Raw genomic sequence first — 17454 nt, forward strand, 5'->3', positions numbered from 1 at the left:
ACCGCACCACCGTCGAAAGCGGCTGGCCGGTCGCGTTCTCGTTCAACGCGGCGCGACCGTTCAGTTCGACGTTCATCGACTTGACTTGCGTGGTGAAGAGCCACTCGGCTGCGCTTACCGTGCTGTCCTTGGTGGCCTGCCATGCGCCGCAGCCGGCGAGCGTAAGCGCGCCGATGAAAAAGAGCGCCGAGTTCACGCTTCGGGTCGCGCGGGCGACGAGGCCATCGCCGCGTAATTCGTTCAATCTGTTGTGCCGCATTGCTGGTTATTGTCGATTTCGATTCGGTTTGATGTTTGAAGCCATCGGTCTTTTGTCGCGACCGCCCTTTAGCTACGATGCCGACGACAGACGCTGCCGCACGTCATTTCTTGCCCGCCTTCGCCTTGCTTTCCATATCGAGCTTGCTGTCCGCCAGCGTCAGCTTTACCGGCGCGTCGTCAGGGAGCTTCCTGGCCGCGATGACCTGCTTCCAGCCGCCCGCCTGATCGGCGTTCCGATAGAACGCGGCAATTGCGATGAACGCGGTCTCCTTTTGCATCGGCTGCGACACGCTCGCCGATGCGCCGGGATTGACCACGGCAGACACGCTCGCTTGCAGATCGCGCCCAAGCACGGTGCGGTCGTGGTGGAGAAGCTCGTTGAACGACGCGCTGTCGAAGCGCGCGCGATCCTTCAACTGATAGACGCGCACCGCCACCGGATGCGGATGGCCCGAAGCGTCCGGATTCAGGTCGGCACGGGCGCGCATGTCGACGTCGACCGCTTTCACGCGCCAGTCGGTCATCGCTTGATAAGCGCTCGTGGCTCCATCGGAGGTCGCCTGCCAGAGGCCGCAGCCTGACAGCCCGAGAATGAGCAACACCGCGCAGGCCATTTGATTCGGTTTCGACATCATTCGGCCTCTCATGCGGCACGCGGTTCGAGGTACGGGTTCGGCTGCGGTGCCGGAAACGCTTCGCAGACGCCCAACTCGACCGTGATCTCGCGTTCCTGCCGAACGGGCAGCACCACCGTCCAGCCCAGACGCGGCGATACGGGCGCACGCGCTTTGCCCACCATTGGCTCGGGCGTGAATCGCGAGGACATCTGCATGCGCAGATGCACGTCCGCCTTCATGCCGATATAGAGCCGCGCCAGCGCCATCAAATCGCGATGGAGCCACGCACCAGGCAACAAGTCGTGCGCCTGTTGCGCGTTCGTCGGACGCAGCGTCACGCGCACCGCGCGACTGCGGTAATGCACGCGCTTGCCGAGCACGTAGCCGCCGCCCAACCCGCGTGGCTTGCCTTCCATCATCGCTTTCGCGCTTAGCGGCTGGCCTTGTCCCGCGCGCCTCGCCACGGGCCAGAATTCGTCGACGCGCACATCCACGCCCGGCGCACCCAAAGCGATCACGCCCGCCAGCCCTTCCGGCGTGCGCGTGCGCTGAATGAGCAGACCAAGAAGCGCGAGCATGCGGGAGTCGGGCAAGCCCGCACGCGCGGGTTTATTGCCCCAGCCGAAGCCGGCGAGACACAGCAGGTTCCTTGAGTACGGATCGGCGCCGCCGTGCCGGAAGGTCTCCGGATAGCGGTACTTCTTCCACGCGCGATACAACAGCGTCACGAACCGGTGATTGAACTGGTCCAGAAACGCTTCGACGGCTTCGTGCCCTTCCTCGCGCATGGCGATGTCGTCGAGGTAGTGCGTCGGCATCACCGCGTCTACGCCGTACAGGCCCATGAAGGTCGTGCGGATCGTCGGCGGCAGCGGTTCGCCGTATCCGCCGTCATCGAGGTCATCGAACTCGACGGCAGCGATTTCGCCAGCGGGAAAACCCATGCGCGCGCGCGACCGGAAACGCACCGGCTCGTGCGCGGGCGTATCGCGTTCACCGAAACCGGGACGATCCGGCGCGCTCGCTTCGAACAGCCGGCACAACTGCATGAAGTTCATGCGCGGGGCGCGTGCGAGCAACGCCGCGACCAGCGGCTCGACATTCGGAAAATCGCGCGGCTTCATAGCGGGGCCCGATGCGTCTTGCTGCGCGGCCATTCGATGCGCGCCTTCGATGGCAGCGTCACCAGCGCGAGCTTCGTGAAGAGGTTCACCTCTGCATACAGCTCGAAGAAGCGATGCAGCAGCTCCCCGAACAACATCACATCGCCTTCGCCCGAGAACGCTTGCGAATCCAGCGTGACTTCGACCAGCACGCCGCGCTCGACCGCGCCGCCCGTGATCTCTTCGAGCAATTCCTCCGACACATGCAGGATGCCCGCCAGCCGCCTTCGATTCAACTCGTCGTTGGTCCAGTCGTAGAGCGCGAGGGCGCCACGCAGCACTTCTGCGTTCATCATCAACAGGAAGTTCGGCGCGAGATGCGAAAGCACGCGCCATTGAAAGCGGTCGCCCGTGGGCGGATACAGCGGTAACGTGGGCGCCACGAGATTGCGCACGCCACCGACGTTCGGCGTACTCTCGGCGAGTTCGTCCAGACGTGCTTCGCGCAGGCCCTTGCGCGGCAGCAGCCCGTTGGTGCCGGTCACGCGCAGCGACAGGCTTTCCTCGGGCAGATCCGCCATCGACTCCCATGCGTTGCCGCCCAAGATCAGCCACGTTTCATGCAGACCATCCAGCCCCGCGCGCACCCGCGTATGGAAATACCGCTCGGGCGACTCGTGCCGCAGCATCCCGCCGCGATGCCGAAAGGTCGCGAACGGCACGTACTCGTAGCGCTCCGAGGTAAGGTGATCGAACGACTCTACCGCGTCGACGGAATACGTTTCGACGTGCCCGCCCTGATAGCCTGCCGGCACCACGCGATACTCGGTCTCGTGATGATCGATCGTGACGGTTTCCGCGTCGAGTTGAAACAGATTGATGACCGGCGAACAGAACAGGCGCACGTTGTCCTTCGTGAAACGCTGGTCTGCCGGATACGCCTTCTTGAGCACGAACTCCAGTTCGAATTGCGTCGATGCTTCGGGAAGCTGATTGAGATCGAATCCGCAGATATCGACGAAGAGGAACTTCTCGCGGAACGTGAAGTATTCGAGCAGCAGTTGATAGCCGGAAAACGCGGCGTCCGCCTTCGGCCACAGGCGTTCTTCCGGCGAGAAACCCGCTGCTTCGAGCGTGACGCCCGAGAGAGCGCGCGCCTCGCCATCGCGTATTTCCGGCACGCGCCATTCGATCGATTCGACATGGCGGGTAAGCGCCAGATGCATCGCGAAAGCCGTCGGAAGTTCCGCGCTCAAGTGAAGGCGAATGCGGGACAGATCCGTTTCCGCCCGACGCGTCGAACGATCCAGCTCGAACGCGATGCGAATGACCGATTTGCCGTCGTTCCGCACGGCGGGGCCGGCGCGCGCGATCTGGATCGGCTGAAGCGTCACGGCCTGCGTCGTGCGATAGAGGCACTGCACCGTCTCGGGCGTGATGCCTTCACCGCCGTCCTTCGGGACCGGAATCGGCGCGGACCGTACAGCCACGCCCGCGGGGACGAGAATCGTGCTCTGCATCTTCTCGCCGAGCGGAATCAGCTCCACGACCGACAACGACGGAATCATCCGCAGATAGTGCGGCCACAAGAGGCTGACGAGGCCTTCGGTCAACTCGGGCAGTTCGTCGTCGAGCTTCTGCTGCAGACGGCCGGTCAGGAACGCGAAGCCTTCGTAGAGCCGCTCGACATACGGATCGCGGTCGCCGACGCGGTCCAGATTGAGCATGCGCGCACGGTCCGGATGCGCGCGGGCGAATTCGCGCCCGGACTCGCGCAGATAGCGCATCTCGGCTTCGTAGTAGCCGAGCACCGGATCGTCGTAACGGCTGTCGACATCGGCGTTCAGATCGCCGTCGATTACGTAGGGGTTCTTCATTGCCTTGTTATGAAAGCGTCAGCGCGCGGGCGGGATCGAGCACGGTCAGTTCGTTGCGCAATTCGTTGATGCGCGAGCCCAGAGCGATTTTGTCGGCGTCTTTGCGCGTGGTTTGCGTTTTGAGCGCGCGCATCAATTGCTGCTTTACTTCGAAGACCAGCGCCGGTTCCCAGCGCGTGAGCGGCAGCGAGTGCGACGCGGCGTCCAATTCGGCGAGCAGCGCGAGCGCGGTATCCGCACGGCCCGCCGAGTCGGCGACGCGCGCCATCACCAGGCGTTGCAGATATCGATGGCGTTCGGTCTTCATGCCCGGTAACGCATCGAGCCACGCAAACGCCGCTTCGATGCCTTCGCGTGACGACAGATCGCGCGCTTGCGCTTCGATTTCGGGCCAGTCGCCTGCCGCGTGCTCATCGGCATCCGCGGATACCGGCAGCGACGCCACGCTCTCGCCCGCTTCCAGATCGCGCACCACGGCGTGGCGGGCGATCCATTCGAGCGTGGCGTCGTCGGCGAACGGAGTGCCGTCGTTGAACGCGAGCCGCTCGATGCCCGGCAGCCGTTCGAGGAAGAGCGCGAAGTCGGCGCGCAGCAGATCGCGCCATGCGTTGTAGGGCGCGCCCACGTTATCTAGCGCGACGTGCTGGAAATACTGCAGGTCGAACCACAGATGGTTGACGCCCTCCATGAACGCGCCTTCGACGCGTTCGAGCAGTTCGTTCCACTGTTTCTGCAGCACGAGCCGCTTGAAATGCTGGCGGATTTCGCTGCGTGGCGGCTCGATCCGCGTGCGCCCGCTCGCATCCCCCGGCGGCACTTCGTGCAGCGTGTCCCAGCGGATGCTGCGCACCAGACGCGCCGCCGGCAGATAGCCGTTTTCCTGATCGCGCAGCCATGCGGCCATCGTGCGTGCCTGATCGAGCAGATCGCGTGCGGAGACTATCGGACCGCATGACGGCAGCGACGAGCTTGCGGGAATCGGCGCGCTCGCGCTCGGTTCGGCGCTTTGTATGGCGTCGTCGTGGCGCTCAAAGCGCGCGACGAGCGCCTGCAGGTTCGGACGCGCGCCTTGCGCCCATGCGTTGGTGCGCCCGACGATCACATCGAGCGCGGCGATCGCGCGTTCCAGATCGGCGGGGGCGAACGCGCCACGGGCGTCGAGCAGATCGAGGATGCGCGCGGTCGCCAGCATCTCGAGCGCGCCCTTCCTGGCTTCGGCACGGGATGGATGCACCGACTCGCCGAACCGGTCTACCAAGGCGGCCGTCAGTTCGAGCCCATCGGCAAAGCCTGCTGGCCCATCCTGGCGCAGACGCGCGAAGGCATAGAAACCCGCCACGCGCAGATCCTTGCCGACTTCCTTGGTCAACTGCTCGCACGCGCGAACGATCGACGCGTCGTCGATATTCGAGAGCTTGCCCGCTTCGTCCTTCACTTCGAAGAAGGCATCTTCATAGCCGGGATCGCGGCCGACGCCGTTCTCGCCAGACAACGGCGTGAGCCACGTGTTCCATGCATCGAGACGCGCTCTAGTGAGCTGCTCGGCGTCCTGAGACGGGAGAAGTTTCTTGAGCAATCCGGCCAGCATCATCGACCTCCCGGCAGCGGCACGCCAACTTTCTGCGCCGCTGAGAACGCGCCTGGCGGTAAAGGCGGCGGGTTCGGGCCCGAACCTCTCTCAGCAACGGACTTTGTCATGAAGATGTGCGTCGGCAGCGTGAAGTGGCGCAGCGCCAGCACATCGAGCGGCCCCGCGCCGCTTTCAGCGCGCAGTTGCACCGAAAGCGCCGGACCCACGCCCTGGTCGGGCGTCCACGACAACACGTAGCGCGCGTTGTCCTGCTGCGAGACCTTGGCGCGCTCCATCAGACGGATGAGCGCAAAGCGGCCTTGCGCGTACATCGTCGAGCGCAGGCCGCCTTCCTCCGTTTCCCATTGAAGCTGCGCGTCGTTATCCAGCGCCTGGCCTGGCCATTCGAACGGCACCCACTGTTCCATCTGATTGAAGTAATGAAGCTGCTGTCCCGATGACACCAGCTTCATGTCCGTGATGCCCGGTGTGGGCGCGCCGCGTAGTTCGAAGCGCACGCGGGCGTCGCCCGAGGGGAACAGCGCGGTCGATACACGCGTCAGCTTGTTCAGCGCAGCGAGGAACGCGGGATCGAGCGTCAGCGTGCCCTGGTCGGATCCCTGCGCCGCGACCCACTGATCACCTTGACGCTTGACCACGCCCGCCAGTTCCGTCGCCACAAACTGAGCGATGACACCGTTATCCATTCGCATGAAGCGCGCCACGTCGGGCAGCGACGCGTCGTTGTCGGAATCCGCGAACGGATAGCGTCCGCCAAACGCGCGGTTCCAGTCCGCCAGAATCGACGTGCGCCAGATCTCGTTCAGGCTCGATGACGCGGGCTGCACGACCACCTGCCAGGTCTGCTCGAGCGGCGCTTCGAAGAGCCGGCCGAAACCCGACCATTGCTCGCCGAGGCTGGCCGCCAGCCGGCTTGCGTAGTCGCGACTGTCGGCGATATCGGATGTCTTGCCTTGCAGCACGGCTTGCGCGGCCGCGCGCGACATCGCGTCCGGATCGGCGCTGGCCATCATCTGCTGCGTCTTCAGGCGCATGGCCGTCACGCGCTCCAGGTAGCGCGGCAGGCTCAGTTCGCCGAGCGCGGCGCTCTGTGTCGGCGACTTCGCGTTGGCCGGTGCGGGCGCGGTGAGATCGGCGCCCGCCAGACGCAGAATCGGGCCGAAGGCGACCGCCAGCGGAGCCAACTGCGGCTGCGCTTGTTTCGACGGATCCTTCTCGTCCTTGCCCGCCCACTGCTGCGCCTTTGCAATCAGATTGTCCGAGAGCGATTGCGTCGACGCGCCCGCACTCGCCTGATAGACGATCGCGTTCATCAGCGCGACGATCGGCGAGCGCTGTGGATCGCCAAGGAGCGTCAACTGATCGACCGTACCCGAGAGCGACGATGCGCTCTGCCAGCGGATGCTATTCAGAAACAGCGCCCACGCGCGCGTGTAGTCGTTGAAGTAGCGCTGGCGCAGTTCGGCTTTCAGCGTCGTAGGAGCAGTGTTGTCGAGCTTGGCGTCGGAGAGCACCCAATCGCCCGTGACCGTGCGCTGTTCGCTCGCTTCGTCGATCGCCTTCGGGATGCGTTCGTCCCACGCCGCGCGGGTGAAAACACCGGGCACGGTCGCCGTTGTGTTGAAGAGGCCGCGGCTTGGGTGATCGCCCAAAAGCGTGGCGAGCGTCACCGGTGGGTACTTCGGCTTCGTCTCCTCGATGATTTGCTGGTAGATGGCGTCGGTCGAGTTCTGGATGCCGCGCACGCCGATGATCGTCTGGCGGGCGGCGGCCACGAGCGCAACGTCCGGGGTGATTGCAGCCGCTGAGTCGCGCTTCAGGTGGCTGGCATAGAAAGCGATTGCGTGCTGGCGCGTGTCTTCCCACGTACCCGGCGTCACCGATGCGTTAGACGGGCGCGCCGGTGCGTTGGTGGCGAGCATATGGGCGCTCAGAAACGACGCGTCGGCGTGCTCCGGGTGAGCGAGCATCAGATACGTCTTGAGCGTGTCGTACGCGGCTTGCACCTGCGCGTTGCCGCCGCTGGCGATCTCGGCGTCGGAGAGCGAAGCGAGTTGTCGCAGCCGCTCCTCGAGCTTCGCCTGGATCGGTGCAATGAGTATGCGCGAGGCGGCGCTCTGGTAGCCCGGCTTAAGAGCATCCAGCAGCGCGGCGTCATGGTTCAGCCCGAAACGGGCGTGCCACGGCGCACCTTCTGTGCGATGGACCTCCAGTGTGTCGAGTTGCTTGTCCAGCCTGTCGAGGACGGTTAGCGTTTGCGTAGTGCCTTGTGCGGACCCAAGCTTATCCAGCGTCGCAGCGGCGTTTTGAATCGACGCACGGTTCGATGCTCCCGAAATGAGGGTGCCCACGACCCACAGCGCGACGGCAGCGACGCTCACCCACGCCGTCGACGTCGACCAGCAAAAACCCACACGGCGACCATGGATCTTACGGCTATGCGCCGCAATCGTTTGCCAAACCCCGTGACGCGAGGTCGCGAAGTTCTGCGAATCAGAACGGTCCTCTAGAACTCTCCGATCGTCTTCTGCCGACCGCTCTGAGGTAATCGGAGCGAACAGCAAACCGTGAATTGCAACACGCCAGACGCGGGAGCTTCCAACGCGCATCACCACGTCGGAAAGGGCAGTACGCCACGTTTCCATATGCTGAGCGAATTCAGCCGCCAATCGATCATAGGGGTCGAGACTCAGACGTGCAACGCCCATAGTTGAGAGTTCGCCCCCAAGACGAACGAGCGAGTTGTCGAGATAGCTCTTGTCTGCCCGCGCCTCTGACCAGAGGATGCCAATCGTCTCGCTATGCTTAGCAACAGCGCCACCGCACTCTTTCACGTTCAACAGGTAGGTCGGCGCGGACCAGTGTAAAACCCGTGCATGGTGTGCGAGGTATTGTCCGATGGAGTCCGCGTCGAAAGCATCGCCTGTTCTGCCCTCGGGCGCCGTTACTGCAACGATCGCATCAATTGGTCGGCGAGGACGCAGCTTTCTTATGCGAGACAGCCACTCCGTATCAAGATCATTGGCAGTCTGCCGCGAATAGAGTAGTACCACACCACCAACTAATGCGAAACCGGCCTCGACCAACTCCGGCGCCAAATGCTTGACATGATCCTCACCGCCCACCGCAAGCAACCATCGCTCGCGATAGCGCCAACGCCTCCCGTGTCGCTCGATCAGGCGATGACGCAATGCATTGATACGCGCCTCATAAACACTCGACGTCGCATCGGTGGCGTCCGTCTTCGCTTGCGGCGGTTCAAATTCCAGCGACTTGGACACTGACTGAAGGCTCCGCCGAACCTGCGTCCGCTTGGGCAGCACAAACCCTAGCACAAGCAAGAGCGAGGCCATCGTAGCCAGCAGATACCCGCGGTACTTAGAAAGCCATGCGCTCAACGCTGGGCCGTCGACAGTCAGATAGATAAAAAAGACTGCCGCCAGAGAGATTCCGGCAAGGATCAGCCATCTTCCCCAGGTGTACTTATTCTTCAATTCATTACTTCCTTCGTCGACTGCATTACTGCGAACATCAAAGTGTGCTTTCCGTCATCGTTGACCGCCAATAACTGAGGCGCCTCAGATTTCAAGCCTATCTCCAGCGCAATGGCCAACGCTATCCAAGCGCTGGCCGGTCCAACAGTTCCGAGCACCGCATCCAGGTCTCGCACCGAGGCTTCGCCCGTAGCCGGATGATTTCCCGCCTCCACTTGAACGGCGCCGCGTGCATCATCTCCAATCGCACTCAACCAAAAGTTTGCAGCCTTCTTCGAAACGAGTTGTATGTCCAGCAATTGAAACAGGTCTTCCTTGAAGTGTTCCGACAAGGAATGCATGGGCCTGAAGATATGCACGCCTTTCAAACCAACGCTTGCTGGTCGCAATGGATCCGGACGAGCCTTCGCCCGCAATAGAATCGCCGCCCCTCCCTCACTGAACGGCTTGCCCTTAGCGTCGTGCCAGAGCTGAAAAGCGACAAACAACGTCGCCGGCGCGATCTCCGAGTCAATCCTATCCTGTAGGTTCGACATACTGGCAGACGCAGGCATCACCTGCACGGTTACTCGACGCCGTTCGCTTGCCAACGCTAGTTGAGCGGCCAACTTCCACGTATCACTCTCATTGAGAGATTGTTCGTCGAGCAGCAGCACAATGTCCAGCTCCCGTACGGACGCCAAGTGAGCGGACAGGCGATCACTCACTAGCTCGAAAATCGAGCTAGGTCGCTGCTTGCCTTGTGACACAGGCAACCACTCGAGCCCGCAAGACCGCCCTAGGTTTACCGGCAGTATCGCGTCCCGCGAAGTCCATCCATCGATCGATTCGATGCCGCTGAGGAATGTCGTCGCAAACGCCACGTCAGTACAGTGGTTCGCCCATCGATGCCATAACCCTGTCAAACGCGCGCGCTCCTCCTGCTGCTCCTCATACGACAGTTGCTCCTCTTCCCACCGATTGAGCCTGATTCCGAACAGTATTGAGAATAGGCACAGCGGAAGACCGAACAGCACGGCCCAGAACATCGGCGACTGAGTTGATCGCCCGCCCGGCCATAAGTACAGAACTCCCGCGACAGCCAGCCCTGAAACTGCGAAAAAAACCAGAAGCCAGATACGCCAATCAATCGATCGGGGTGGTACCGGAGCCGGAAGTTCCGGAATGGGCCACGACATCGATCAACCCGCAAGCAAGGTCGTGTGTCGCGCCAGAACCCGGCAACCGCACGCAGCTCGCGAGAGGTGCGTCACCAGCGATTTTCCGTCCGACATCATCGAGGGATCACCCTCAACGATCGGGTTCACGCCGTGTCCATCGCGAGGACAGTCGACCAAATCGCCAACCAATGCTGCCCGCTTTCCGTTTTCGATGATCGTTGATGTTGCGGTTTTAACGAAACCGCCGTGATCGGTCGGGTCGGCTTCAGATACAAGCCCTTTCATTGATCGAACGTCCTCTCTTTTGAATTAGCCAAGTTTGGGCAGAAACGATGTATCCACAACGTATTGCTTAGGATTGTCGATGTTAATCACGACATCCACAACATTGCGTTGTATATAGGGCCTTGGATCGAACCAAATAGAATCGCTTTCGAATATATAGAGCTTGTTCGTCGCCGGATGCTGCCATTGCGCCTCAAGGCACCAGGGATTTCGACCATTGATGCTTGTGGACGGATCGAGTTCGACTCGTTCAAGACGCGCTTGCACGCGCGTGCCGTACTTTGCGAGCCAAGAGCGTTGCCTCCTTCTGCGTAGCGCGAAGGTCAGCAATGCTCCGCCGACCAGCGCGAAAATACCTCCCATCCCACCAAGCATCAACGGAGTCATCATTCGCTCTGCGGTGCTGTCGATCATGGCTGCTTCCGGCATCGCCGGATTGTACAGTACGGTTACAGCGTCTCCAGGCGAGTAAGCCGGAGAACCGTACCCTAACGAGCCCGTAAACTTGATGCGATGCCCTTCTGACGTCGTGAAATCGACCTCCGGATAATAGTAGCCTTTGCGTCCATTGCGGTTACGACTATCGGAGCTCTGCTGCCACGTGTTGCCGGTCACATGTCCTTGTACCGCGACAGCATTAGCCGAGAAGACCGAGCTTTCGTGCAACGATGCTCCGAACGCAAGCAGCAGAAACGCGCCAATAAAGGCGAACACTCCGCCGCCAATCCACACAACTCGCATATCTATCTTCTTCCAACATCCCTATGTGTTCGCTTCAACCCGGCTCAGTGAGTCGTGTTCACAGGCCGTTCGAGATTGACAGCGCAGCGGACGGTTTCTTCGATATTAATCCCCGGCCCGTAGGATTGCTCTCCTCGATAGTCGATTTGCTGTCCTAATAACATAGGATCGCGTGATTTTCTTCTGACATTAGTGGCCCGCTCATAACTTCCGCCATTGCGCTGTCCTCGAAGCACGCGTTCAGAGCCTGTAGCTGGCCCCCTGGGATCGCGCTCCGGGCTATGAGAGTAATACTCTGGATCGTACCAATCCTGGAGCCATTCGACACCGTTGGCATTCATGTCGTAGAGGCCAATCGGATTGGGCGGATAGATTCCAACGGGATACGTCCCTGCATGCGCCACGGTCTCCGGGTCATCGGGACTTACCCAAGTAATTGGCTCCAACGCGTCGGCTTGCTTGTATGAGGCAATGTTGCGCCCGCGATCCAAGTTGCCATTATCCGTGGCCCAGATGAAGAACTGACCACCACTACGGGCAGCGTATTCCCACTGAGCCTCCGTAGGCAGATCAACGGGCAGCTTCATCTGCTCACCCAGCCAAGTGCAATAATCTTTGGCTCGCTGCCAATACATGCCCGCCGGAATCAACGGATGTCGGTAGCGGCCGTTTTTCCAGTCCATGCCCGCCCGCGGTTGACCTGTCGCATCGGAAAATACATCTAGTTCCGCGTAGGTGGCCTTGTAACGCATTATGCTGAATCCAGTGAGCGTGACTTTGTGCGGCGGCTTGTTGTCAAAGCCGGTAGTGTAGTAGCCGCCGCCTCCGGGAATCCACAACGGACCAAAGTCGCCCATCATAAACGTACCGCCTTTGACATAAACAAGGTCCTTGAGAACCTTGGCCTTGAGCTTGACAATGCGCTCGGAAACCGTCCCTTCCGTCAAATTCATCAATTCGGTCTTAAGCGCCACAGATTGCTGAGGCAGCGGCTTATCGTCATAAGGCGTGTCATCCGTGACGTTATTGAAAGCGGGCATCTTCGGAGGCTTCACTGTCGTCTGACCAATGGCCAGCGAAGCGAAGAGCACATTGACAAACGCGCAGGTAAGGATGTATCGCGGCTTCATGGTTCAGGCCAGATTAGAGTAGTACGCGTTCATTCCTTCGCTGGCAAACAGCGGATTGGCATTTGCATATCGCAGGGCTTCGTATTCAGGTGAAGTGGCTTCGGCGATCGCATAACCGTGGGGATACTCGTCCATCAAATAGTTATCAAAAGCCGCATACCAACTCCCGAAATCACCACTCATCGCAAGCTGGTCCCAGTTACTGTCGAACTGCTTTCCATAGGGCGACTCATAGAACGGGATGTCGATATTCCCCGCTGCTTCGCTACGAAAGAACTCTTTCAACGCGTTCAATTTGATATTGAATTCACCCTTTGCGCCGGTGCTGCTGATGTGCTGGATGATGTTGGTCGCCTCCGCCTTGGTGGTAGCGGTCTTCAAGACAGCCAAGACCGCCCGGCGCTCTGCGCCGAGGTAGTTATCTCCCGCCAGGGCGTGACCGGTAGCTGCCTCGGCCGCAGTCCCGTGGCGCGTCAATTGATAGATCAGCATGCCTTTGGCTTCTGGCGGAGCGTAGCGGAGTGCCTCTGGTTTGTCGAGAAGCCGCTGCGCAAGGTCTCGGCGAGCTTGAGCTTTCGCAAAAGCTTCGTTCGCGTCTGCGACAGCATCGTCGATGAATTTAATCCCTCGCATATAGAACAGCTCCATTGCTTTCCCTGTTTGCACTGCTAAAAAGGCCAGCTTATACAACGCCTGAAAAGCTCTCTCCTCAATGATCTCGAGATTCTTGAACTGCCAATACACGAGCTTGTACTGCAAGCACATTACGAACTTGCCTAGTTGTAAGGCGCTGACACTGAACGAAATTCCACCTTCGGCCCCTACGCCAATGCACAAACCAGCGTGCGCGGTGAGCATGAACATGCCACGATCCGCATCGAATTCGCACCTGAACTTCGCATCCCCGGCGATACCAAGGTAGCCACCGACAGACGGCGTAATGCTCGCTACCTCAATGAATTCCTTCTCCTTGCTTTCCGGATTGCGCCATTCGAGGCTTCCGGTCAACGAACCTTCGGCCTTGATGCCAGCAAACCCGCTCACCGATGCGTCGAGCGTACCAATGTTCTCTTCATCGTTGCTGTTGATCGACCGCGTGCCCTTCTTACGCACGTCCTTTCCCTTGCGGCCCCGCTTGCCTCTGACGCGCACTGCAGAAACCTGGCTCGTTTTACCTGAAGCCCCATTATCAAGCGCCTTGGCGTCCACGGCCAGCGAAAGCTCAGCATTGACGCTAGCGCCCACCACACCGGAAACCGAAACATTGATCTTGCATCGCCCTGCAATCAGTTGATACTCAGCGCCGTTCAAGTCATAGATAGTCCACAGCCACCCGTCCTTGCGCGGCACGTACAATTCGAGATCGGCTGACGCCTTCGCAAAATCGATAGCGGCGTGGCCTTCTGCCTTCACGCTCACGTGCCGGTCGGCCGCGGATATCTCGCTATCCAGACTGGCGCCGCATGAATAGCGCATTAATTGCGCTCCTGCACTCAAGTCAATGTCGGCGATTCCCAGTCCAGCTGCGGAAAGTGGAGCATGTTTGTCATCAGACTTGTGCGTCTTGTTCCACTCGTCTGCCCACTTTCCCAGAGTGCCGCTCTTGCTCGCCTCAAGCTCGTCGCCAAACACCTGTTTATAGACTTGGTTTAGTGAAATCTTCGTCGAGCTCTTTAACTGCTCCTTGACATAATCGTTCAGCTTCTCCTTGTCGATCCTGTGTTTTCCATCATCCCCCTTTTTGTAGACTTCGCGCCATTTCGTTTTCTGTGCATCCTTGAACTTTGGCCAAGATGACTTGAGCTTGTTCTCAGGCAAATAAACAATTTTCTCAAAGGTCTTTTTCGGCCACTTCTTCGCATCTCTAAGCTCCTTTGCCGACTTGAACGACGCAATCTTGCCCTTGAAGACACCGTCGTCTATCTTGCGCTCCTTGTCTTCGGCCTTCTTCTTCTCCTGCTCTTCGTTACTCTCCTTCTTGAGTGCGATGAGTTCGATCAACTTTGCACCCGCACCCGAACTGTTCACCTTGTCTTCTTTTGATTCGGCGTTTCCAGCCGGTTTTGGATCCTCGACTGGCACGACGAGCCCCTCGTAGAGTTTATGCACTGCATCGTGCGCCTCCATTTGCCAATCGAGAGCCATGTCATAGACCTTTTCCGCTTGAGCGACAACTGCTCGGGTGGCATGCTTCGCGGCGAGTTCCATCAGATTCTCTTCACACAACTGTACGGCGCTGTTTGCAGAGTGAAGCTCCGCCATCATGTCGCTCAGCTTGTTGTATTGGCTTCGCACTGCATTTGCGTCTTCCGCAGGAACAACGATCACCTCGCCCATTTCAGGTCGCAAAAAGCACAGTGGCTCAGCAGGTACCTTCACATCGACGTTACTACTGCCGGGCTTGCTGCTGTTGGTGGCGCCGGTTCCAATAGGCTTTGTCGGGGTTGCAAGTATGTCGCTCATGATCAACCTTTGAAAATATTCAATCCCTGCCCTTTTCCGGTGTATACGCGCACGGTACGCCCCTCGACGTCCGTGATGCCTTCGTGAATTTCCCCATCTGCAGTTTCTATCCGGTAGGGGTGGTACGAAAGAATCTCGCCCGAGTGCTCATCGCGCAGCGTGAATTGCTCGTCGAAGAGTCCAGCCGGCTTGGGCAGTACGGCCGTTGCCTCGTGAAGTGTCGCCGCGCCCTGCTTTTGCATCGTGATGACCTTCAGAATGAGATCGCCCGGTCCGCCGATCGTGACGTTGCCATCAGCGATTCGAATAAACGCGCCTCCCGACTCAAGGACGATCTCGCGCTTCCCTTTAACCCGGACCGAGCCATCAGCACTCGAGACGGTCAAGTCTTTGGCTGAAAGAAGGGACATCGCATCGGTTTGCGCTTCGATATCGATCGAACCACGTCCTGCGAACAACTTGATGCCCATCTTCTGAGCAAACAGCGATACAGCTTCGCCAACAGCTACGCTGAAACGCTTCAGGGCACTGACGTCGAAGTTCTTACCCGCTACCGCAGTAATGTTGTCGCGTGCGGAGACTTGCACGCTTTTACCAGAAGCGAGGCCGATCGAGGCTGGGGCGCTCACAAACACGCCAGGCTGAGTCAGCTGATTCAACTCCGCGTTTACCTGCTGTTGAGAATCGGTATCTACAGGATTGGCACCAGCCGCCTCGGCCGTCGATGCCAGAGCCCTAGCAAGCTGCAAGGAGCTCTCGAGTTGCGAGACGCCTTCAACCATGTCGAGTTGCCTTCCACTCGTCGCTGGTTGGCTTTTCGCGGTGATATATATACCGTTTCCGCGAACTGCCACGCGCTCATCGGACCTGAGCTCCGCCCCCCGCCCACGCTCCTTGCGCTGCCCATCGACCATATGCCCCAGATTCAGTTCGCTGGTCTGATACGGCGTCGTCAGATGGATGTGCTCGAAATTCTCCTTATCCTCCATGCGAAGTTCGTTCTTCGCAGCCGTGCGGATGAGATTTCGGGTGTTGTTCAGGTTGTTGACCAGATCCGGATTCAGGCTGTCATGCAAGCTCCCCACGATCACGGGCCGATTCGGATCCTGTGCCGTAAAGATAAGCGCCACCTCCGTGCCGTGGATCAACGGCATGTGATGACCGTAGTCCGCCCCCGCATAAGGCTTGGCCATACGAATAGGACGGCTCGCGCCCCCCGGACTCCACTCGTCCAGATCGAACGGCATCTTGACGACATACCGTCCCTTTTCATCGAGATAGCCATAGTGATAGTTGCCGGGAGAATCCACCCTGGCCGGCCAGATGCCTTCGGCCTTCGGACGCTCGATCACGTCGATGCTCGTGCGCCACTTGCGATCCGCCGGGATCGCCCGGAAAGTGTTCCAGTACGACACGCCCCGGCCGCCGCCGCAACGCATCGACGTAACGAGCAGGCCGTTGGGCGCATCCTTGGGATTCACGTCCAGCCGGATCACCTCGCCCACTTCGAGCGAGAACGGATTGCCCCGAGCGCGATAGCTGATCTGGGTGGCGATGTGCGCTTCATGGCGCAGACGCGCGATCTGGCGACCTTCCTCCAGCGTTTCGTAATGCTCGCCCCACGTCCCATCGACACCATCGGTGGTCTTGTCCGCGCGCGCGGTGTTCTCCTCGACCAACAGATTGACGTCCGCCTGACGATGGTTGTAGTCGTTCAGTTGCACCGCCTCGGGCACGCGCTGCGTGATCGTCCTGAGCGAACGGATCGATTCGGCGCCCACGCTTTCCAGCCCCGAGTGGCTGCGATACGGAACCACCCGCTGCTTGCGGGCATACGCATCCAGATCATCCCCGAAGATGATGACCGTCCGATCGCTCTTCTGCTCGAAGCGAAACCAGATGCCCGCTTCGGCGCAGAGGCGCTGAATAAACGCGAACGTGGTCTCGTAGAACTGAGTCTCGTATTCGAGCCGCTTATACGTGCCGCGCAGACTCTTGAAATCGAAATCGACACCGAGGCGATAATCGTAGTGGCGCAGCGTATCGGTGATGATCTCGACGACCGATTGCTTCTGAAACAATCGGCATGTGCGGCCTCTCGCCAATTCCGCGATCTTCGGCACCAGGGTGACGCGATACCGGGTTTCATCGGCCGATGTGCCGAGCGTCTCAAACCTGTCAATGACGCCATGCGTGACGCTAGGCTCCGGCGCCTTGCTGAAGTCCTTCCATCGTTCACCGAACATCTGCCGCAGATAAGCTTCTTGAGGATCGATGGGGGCGATGGTCAACACCGCAGACCGCCCAACGACCTGATCCATCGGAATATCGGCGACAGGGCTCGTAAATTCGATATTGAACTTGTAGAGCGCGCTAATTTGCGCCTCGCCATTGAAGCTCAGTACTGAGATGGGCGCGGGGTGGGGCTTCAACTGGAGGCCGTAGGCCTGACTTGGCAATACCATTGACATGCGAAAGCACTCTCCCTGATAAGCGCCACCTTCGACGACAACTTAGGTAGACGTTTTAACGACCCGAGGATTGCATCGCGCAATCGCTTGGCATTCCGAATCGGGACAATTTAGCAGGGGATTGTGACCTAATATTCCGTCGCTCGGAGCGACGTCATTGTCATTTAGGAATGGTCCGAAGACGCTTGCGGCACTGATCGGAGGTGGGCCCGCTCGACATGGAAACTGCACCCAGCCTTTAGCATGTCCAGGTTAAAGCAG

Annotated in this window: 11 protein-coding genes and 1 pseudogene; all 12 read right to left on the bottom strand. The window is 59.8% G+C overall.

Annotation, left to right across the window (positions count from 1 at the left end):
• Positions 1-244: pseudogene (locus tag QCE58_RS28355) on the bottom strand (type VI secretion system lipoprotein TssJ); the annotation flags it as partial.
• Between the two features lie 118 nt (positions 245-362).
• Entirely contained in the window at positions 363-896 is a 534-nt protein-coding gene (gene tssJ, locus QCE58_RS28360; protein ID WP_250440429.1) for a type VI secretion system lipoprotein TssJ, read from the bottom strand.
• An 8-nt stretch (positions 897-904) separates the two neighbouring features.
• Positions 905-2035: a type VI secretion system baseplate subunit TssG gene (gene tssG / locus QCE58_RS28365; RefSeq protein WP_250521534.1), complete on the bottom strand. Its 1131-nt coding sequence runs from the start codon at positions 2033-2035 to the stop codon at positions 905-907.
• On the bottom strand, positions 1999-3858 hold the full coding sequence (gene tssF, locus QCE58_RS28370) for a type VI secretion system baseplate subunit TssF (protein ID WP_250521533.1): 1860 nt from the start codon (positions 3856-3858) through the stop codon (positions 1999-2001). Before tssF ends, tssG begins: the two co-directional genes overlap by 37 nt.
• 7 nt (positions 3859-3865) lie before the next feature.
• Positions 3866-5449 carry a type VI secretion system protein TssA gene (gene tssA, locus QCE58_RS28375; protein ID WP_250521532.1) on the bottom strand — a complete coding sequence of 528 codons (1584 nt, stop codon included), beginning with the start codon at positions 5447-5449 and terminating at the stop codon, positions 3866-3868.
• Positions 5446-8943, bottom strand: a complete 3498-nt coding sequence (locus tag QCE58_RS28380) for an ImcF-related family protein (RefSeq protein ID WP_250521531.1) — start codon at positions 8941-8943, stop codon at positions 5446-5448. The genes tssA and QCE58_RS28380 overlap by 4 nt, the downstream gene beginning before the upstream one ends.
• Entirely contained in the window at positions 8940-9971 is a 1032-nt protein-coding gene (locus QCE58_RS28385) for a hypothetical protein (RefSeq protein ID WP_250521530.1), read from the bottom strand. The genes QCE58_RS28380 and QCE58_RS28385 overlap by 4 nt, the downstream gene beginning before the upstream one ends.
• Before the next feature lie 153 nt (positions 9972-10124).
• Complete coding sequence (locus tag QCE58_RS28390) at positions 10125-10388, bottom strand: PAAR domain-containing protein (RefSeq protein ID WP_250521529.1); 264 nt, start codon at positions 10386-10388, stop codon at positions 10125-10127.
• A gap of 24 nt (positions 10389-10412) precedes the next feature.
• The gene (locus QCE58_RS28395; protein ID WP_250521528.1) at positions 10413-11129 is read right to left on the bottom strand and encodes a DUF3592 domain-containing protein; all 717 of its coding nucleotides are present in this window, start codon (positions 11127-11129) and stop codon (positions 10413-10415) included.
• 44 nt (positions 11130-11173) lie between these two features.
• Entirely contained in the window at positions 11174-12259 is a 1086-nt protein-coding gene (locus QCE58_RS28400) for an SUMF1/EgtB/PvdO family nonheme iron enzyme (protein WP_309780508.1), read from the bottom strand.
• 3 nt (positions 12260-12262) lie between these two features.
• Entirely contained in the window at positions 12263-14722 is a 2460-nt protein-coding gene (locus QCE58_RS28405) for a hypothetical protein (protein WP_250521526.1), read from the bottom strand.
• 2 nt (positions 14723-14724) lie between these two features.
• Positions 14725-17193: a type VI secretion system Vgr family protein gene (locus QCE58_RS28410; protein WP_250521525.1), complete on the bottom strand. Its 2469-nt coding sequence runs from the start codon at positions 17191-17193 to the stop codon at positions 14725-14727.
• Positions 17194-17454 lie beyond the last annotated feature (261 nt).

Origin of the sequence: Caballeronia sp. LZ028 (genome assembly GCF_031451415.1) — a bacterium.
GTDB classification, from domain to species: Bacteria; Pseudomonadota; Gammaproteobacteria; order Burkholderiales; family Burkholderiaceae; genus Caballeronia; species Caballeronia zhejiangensis.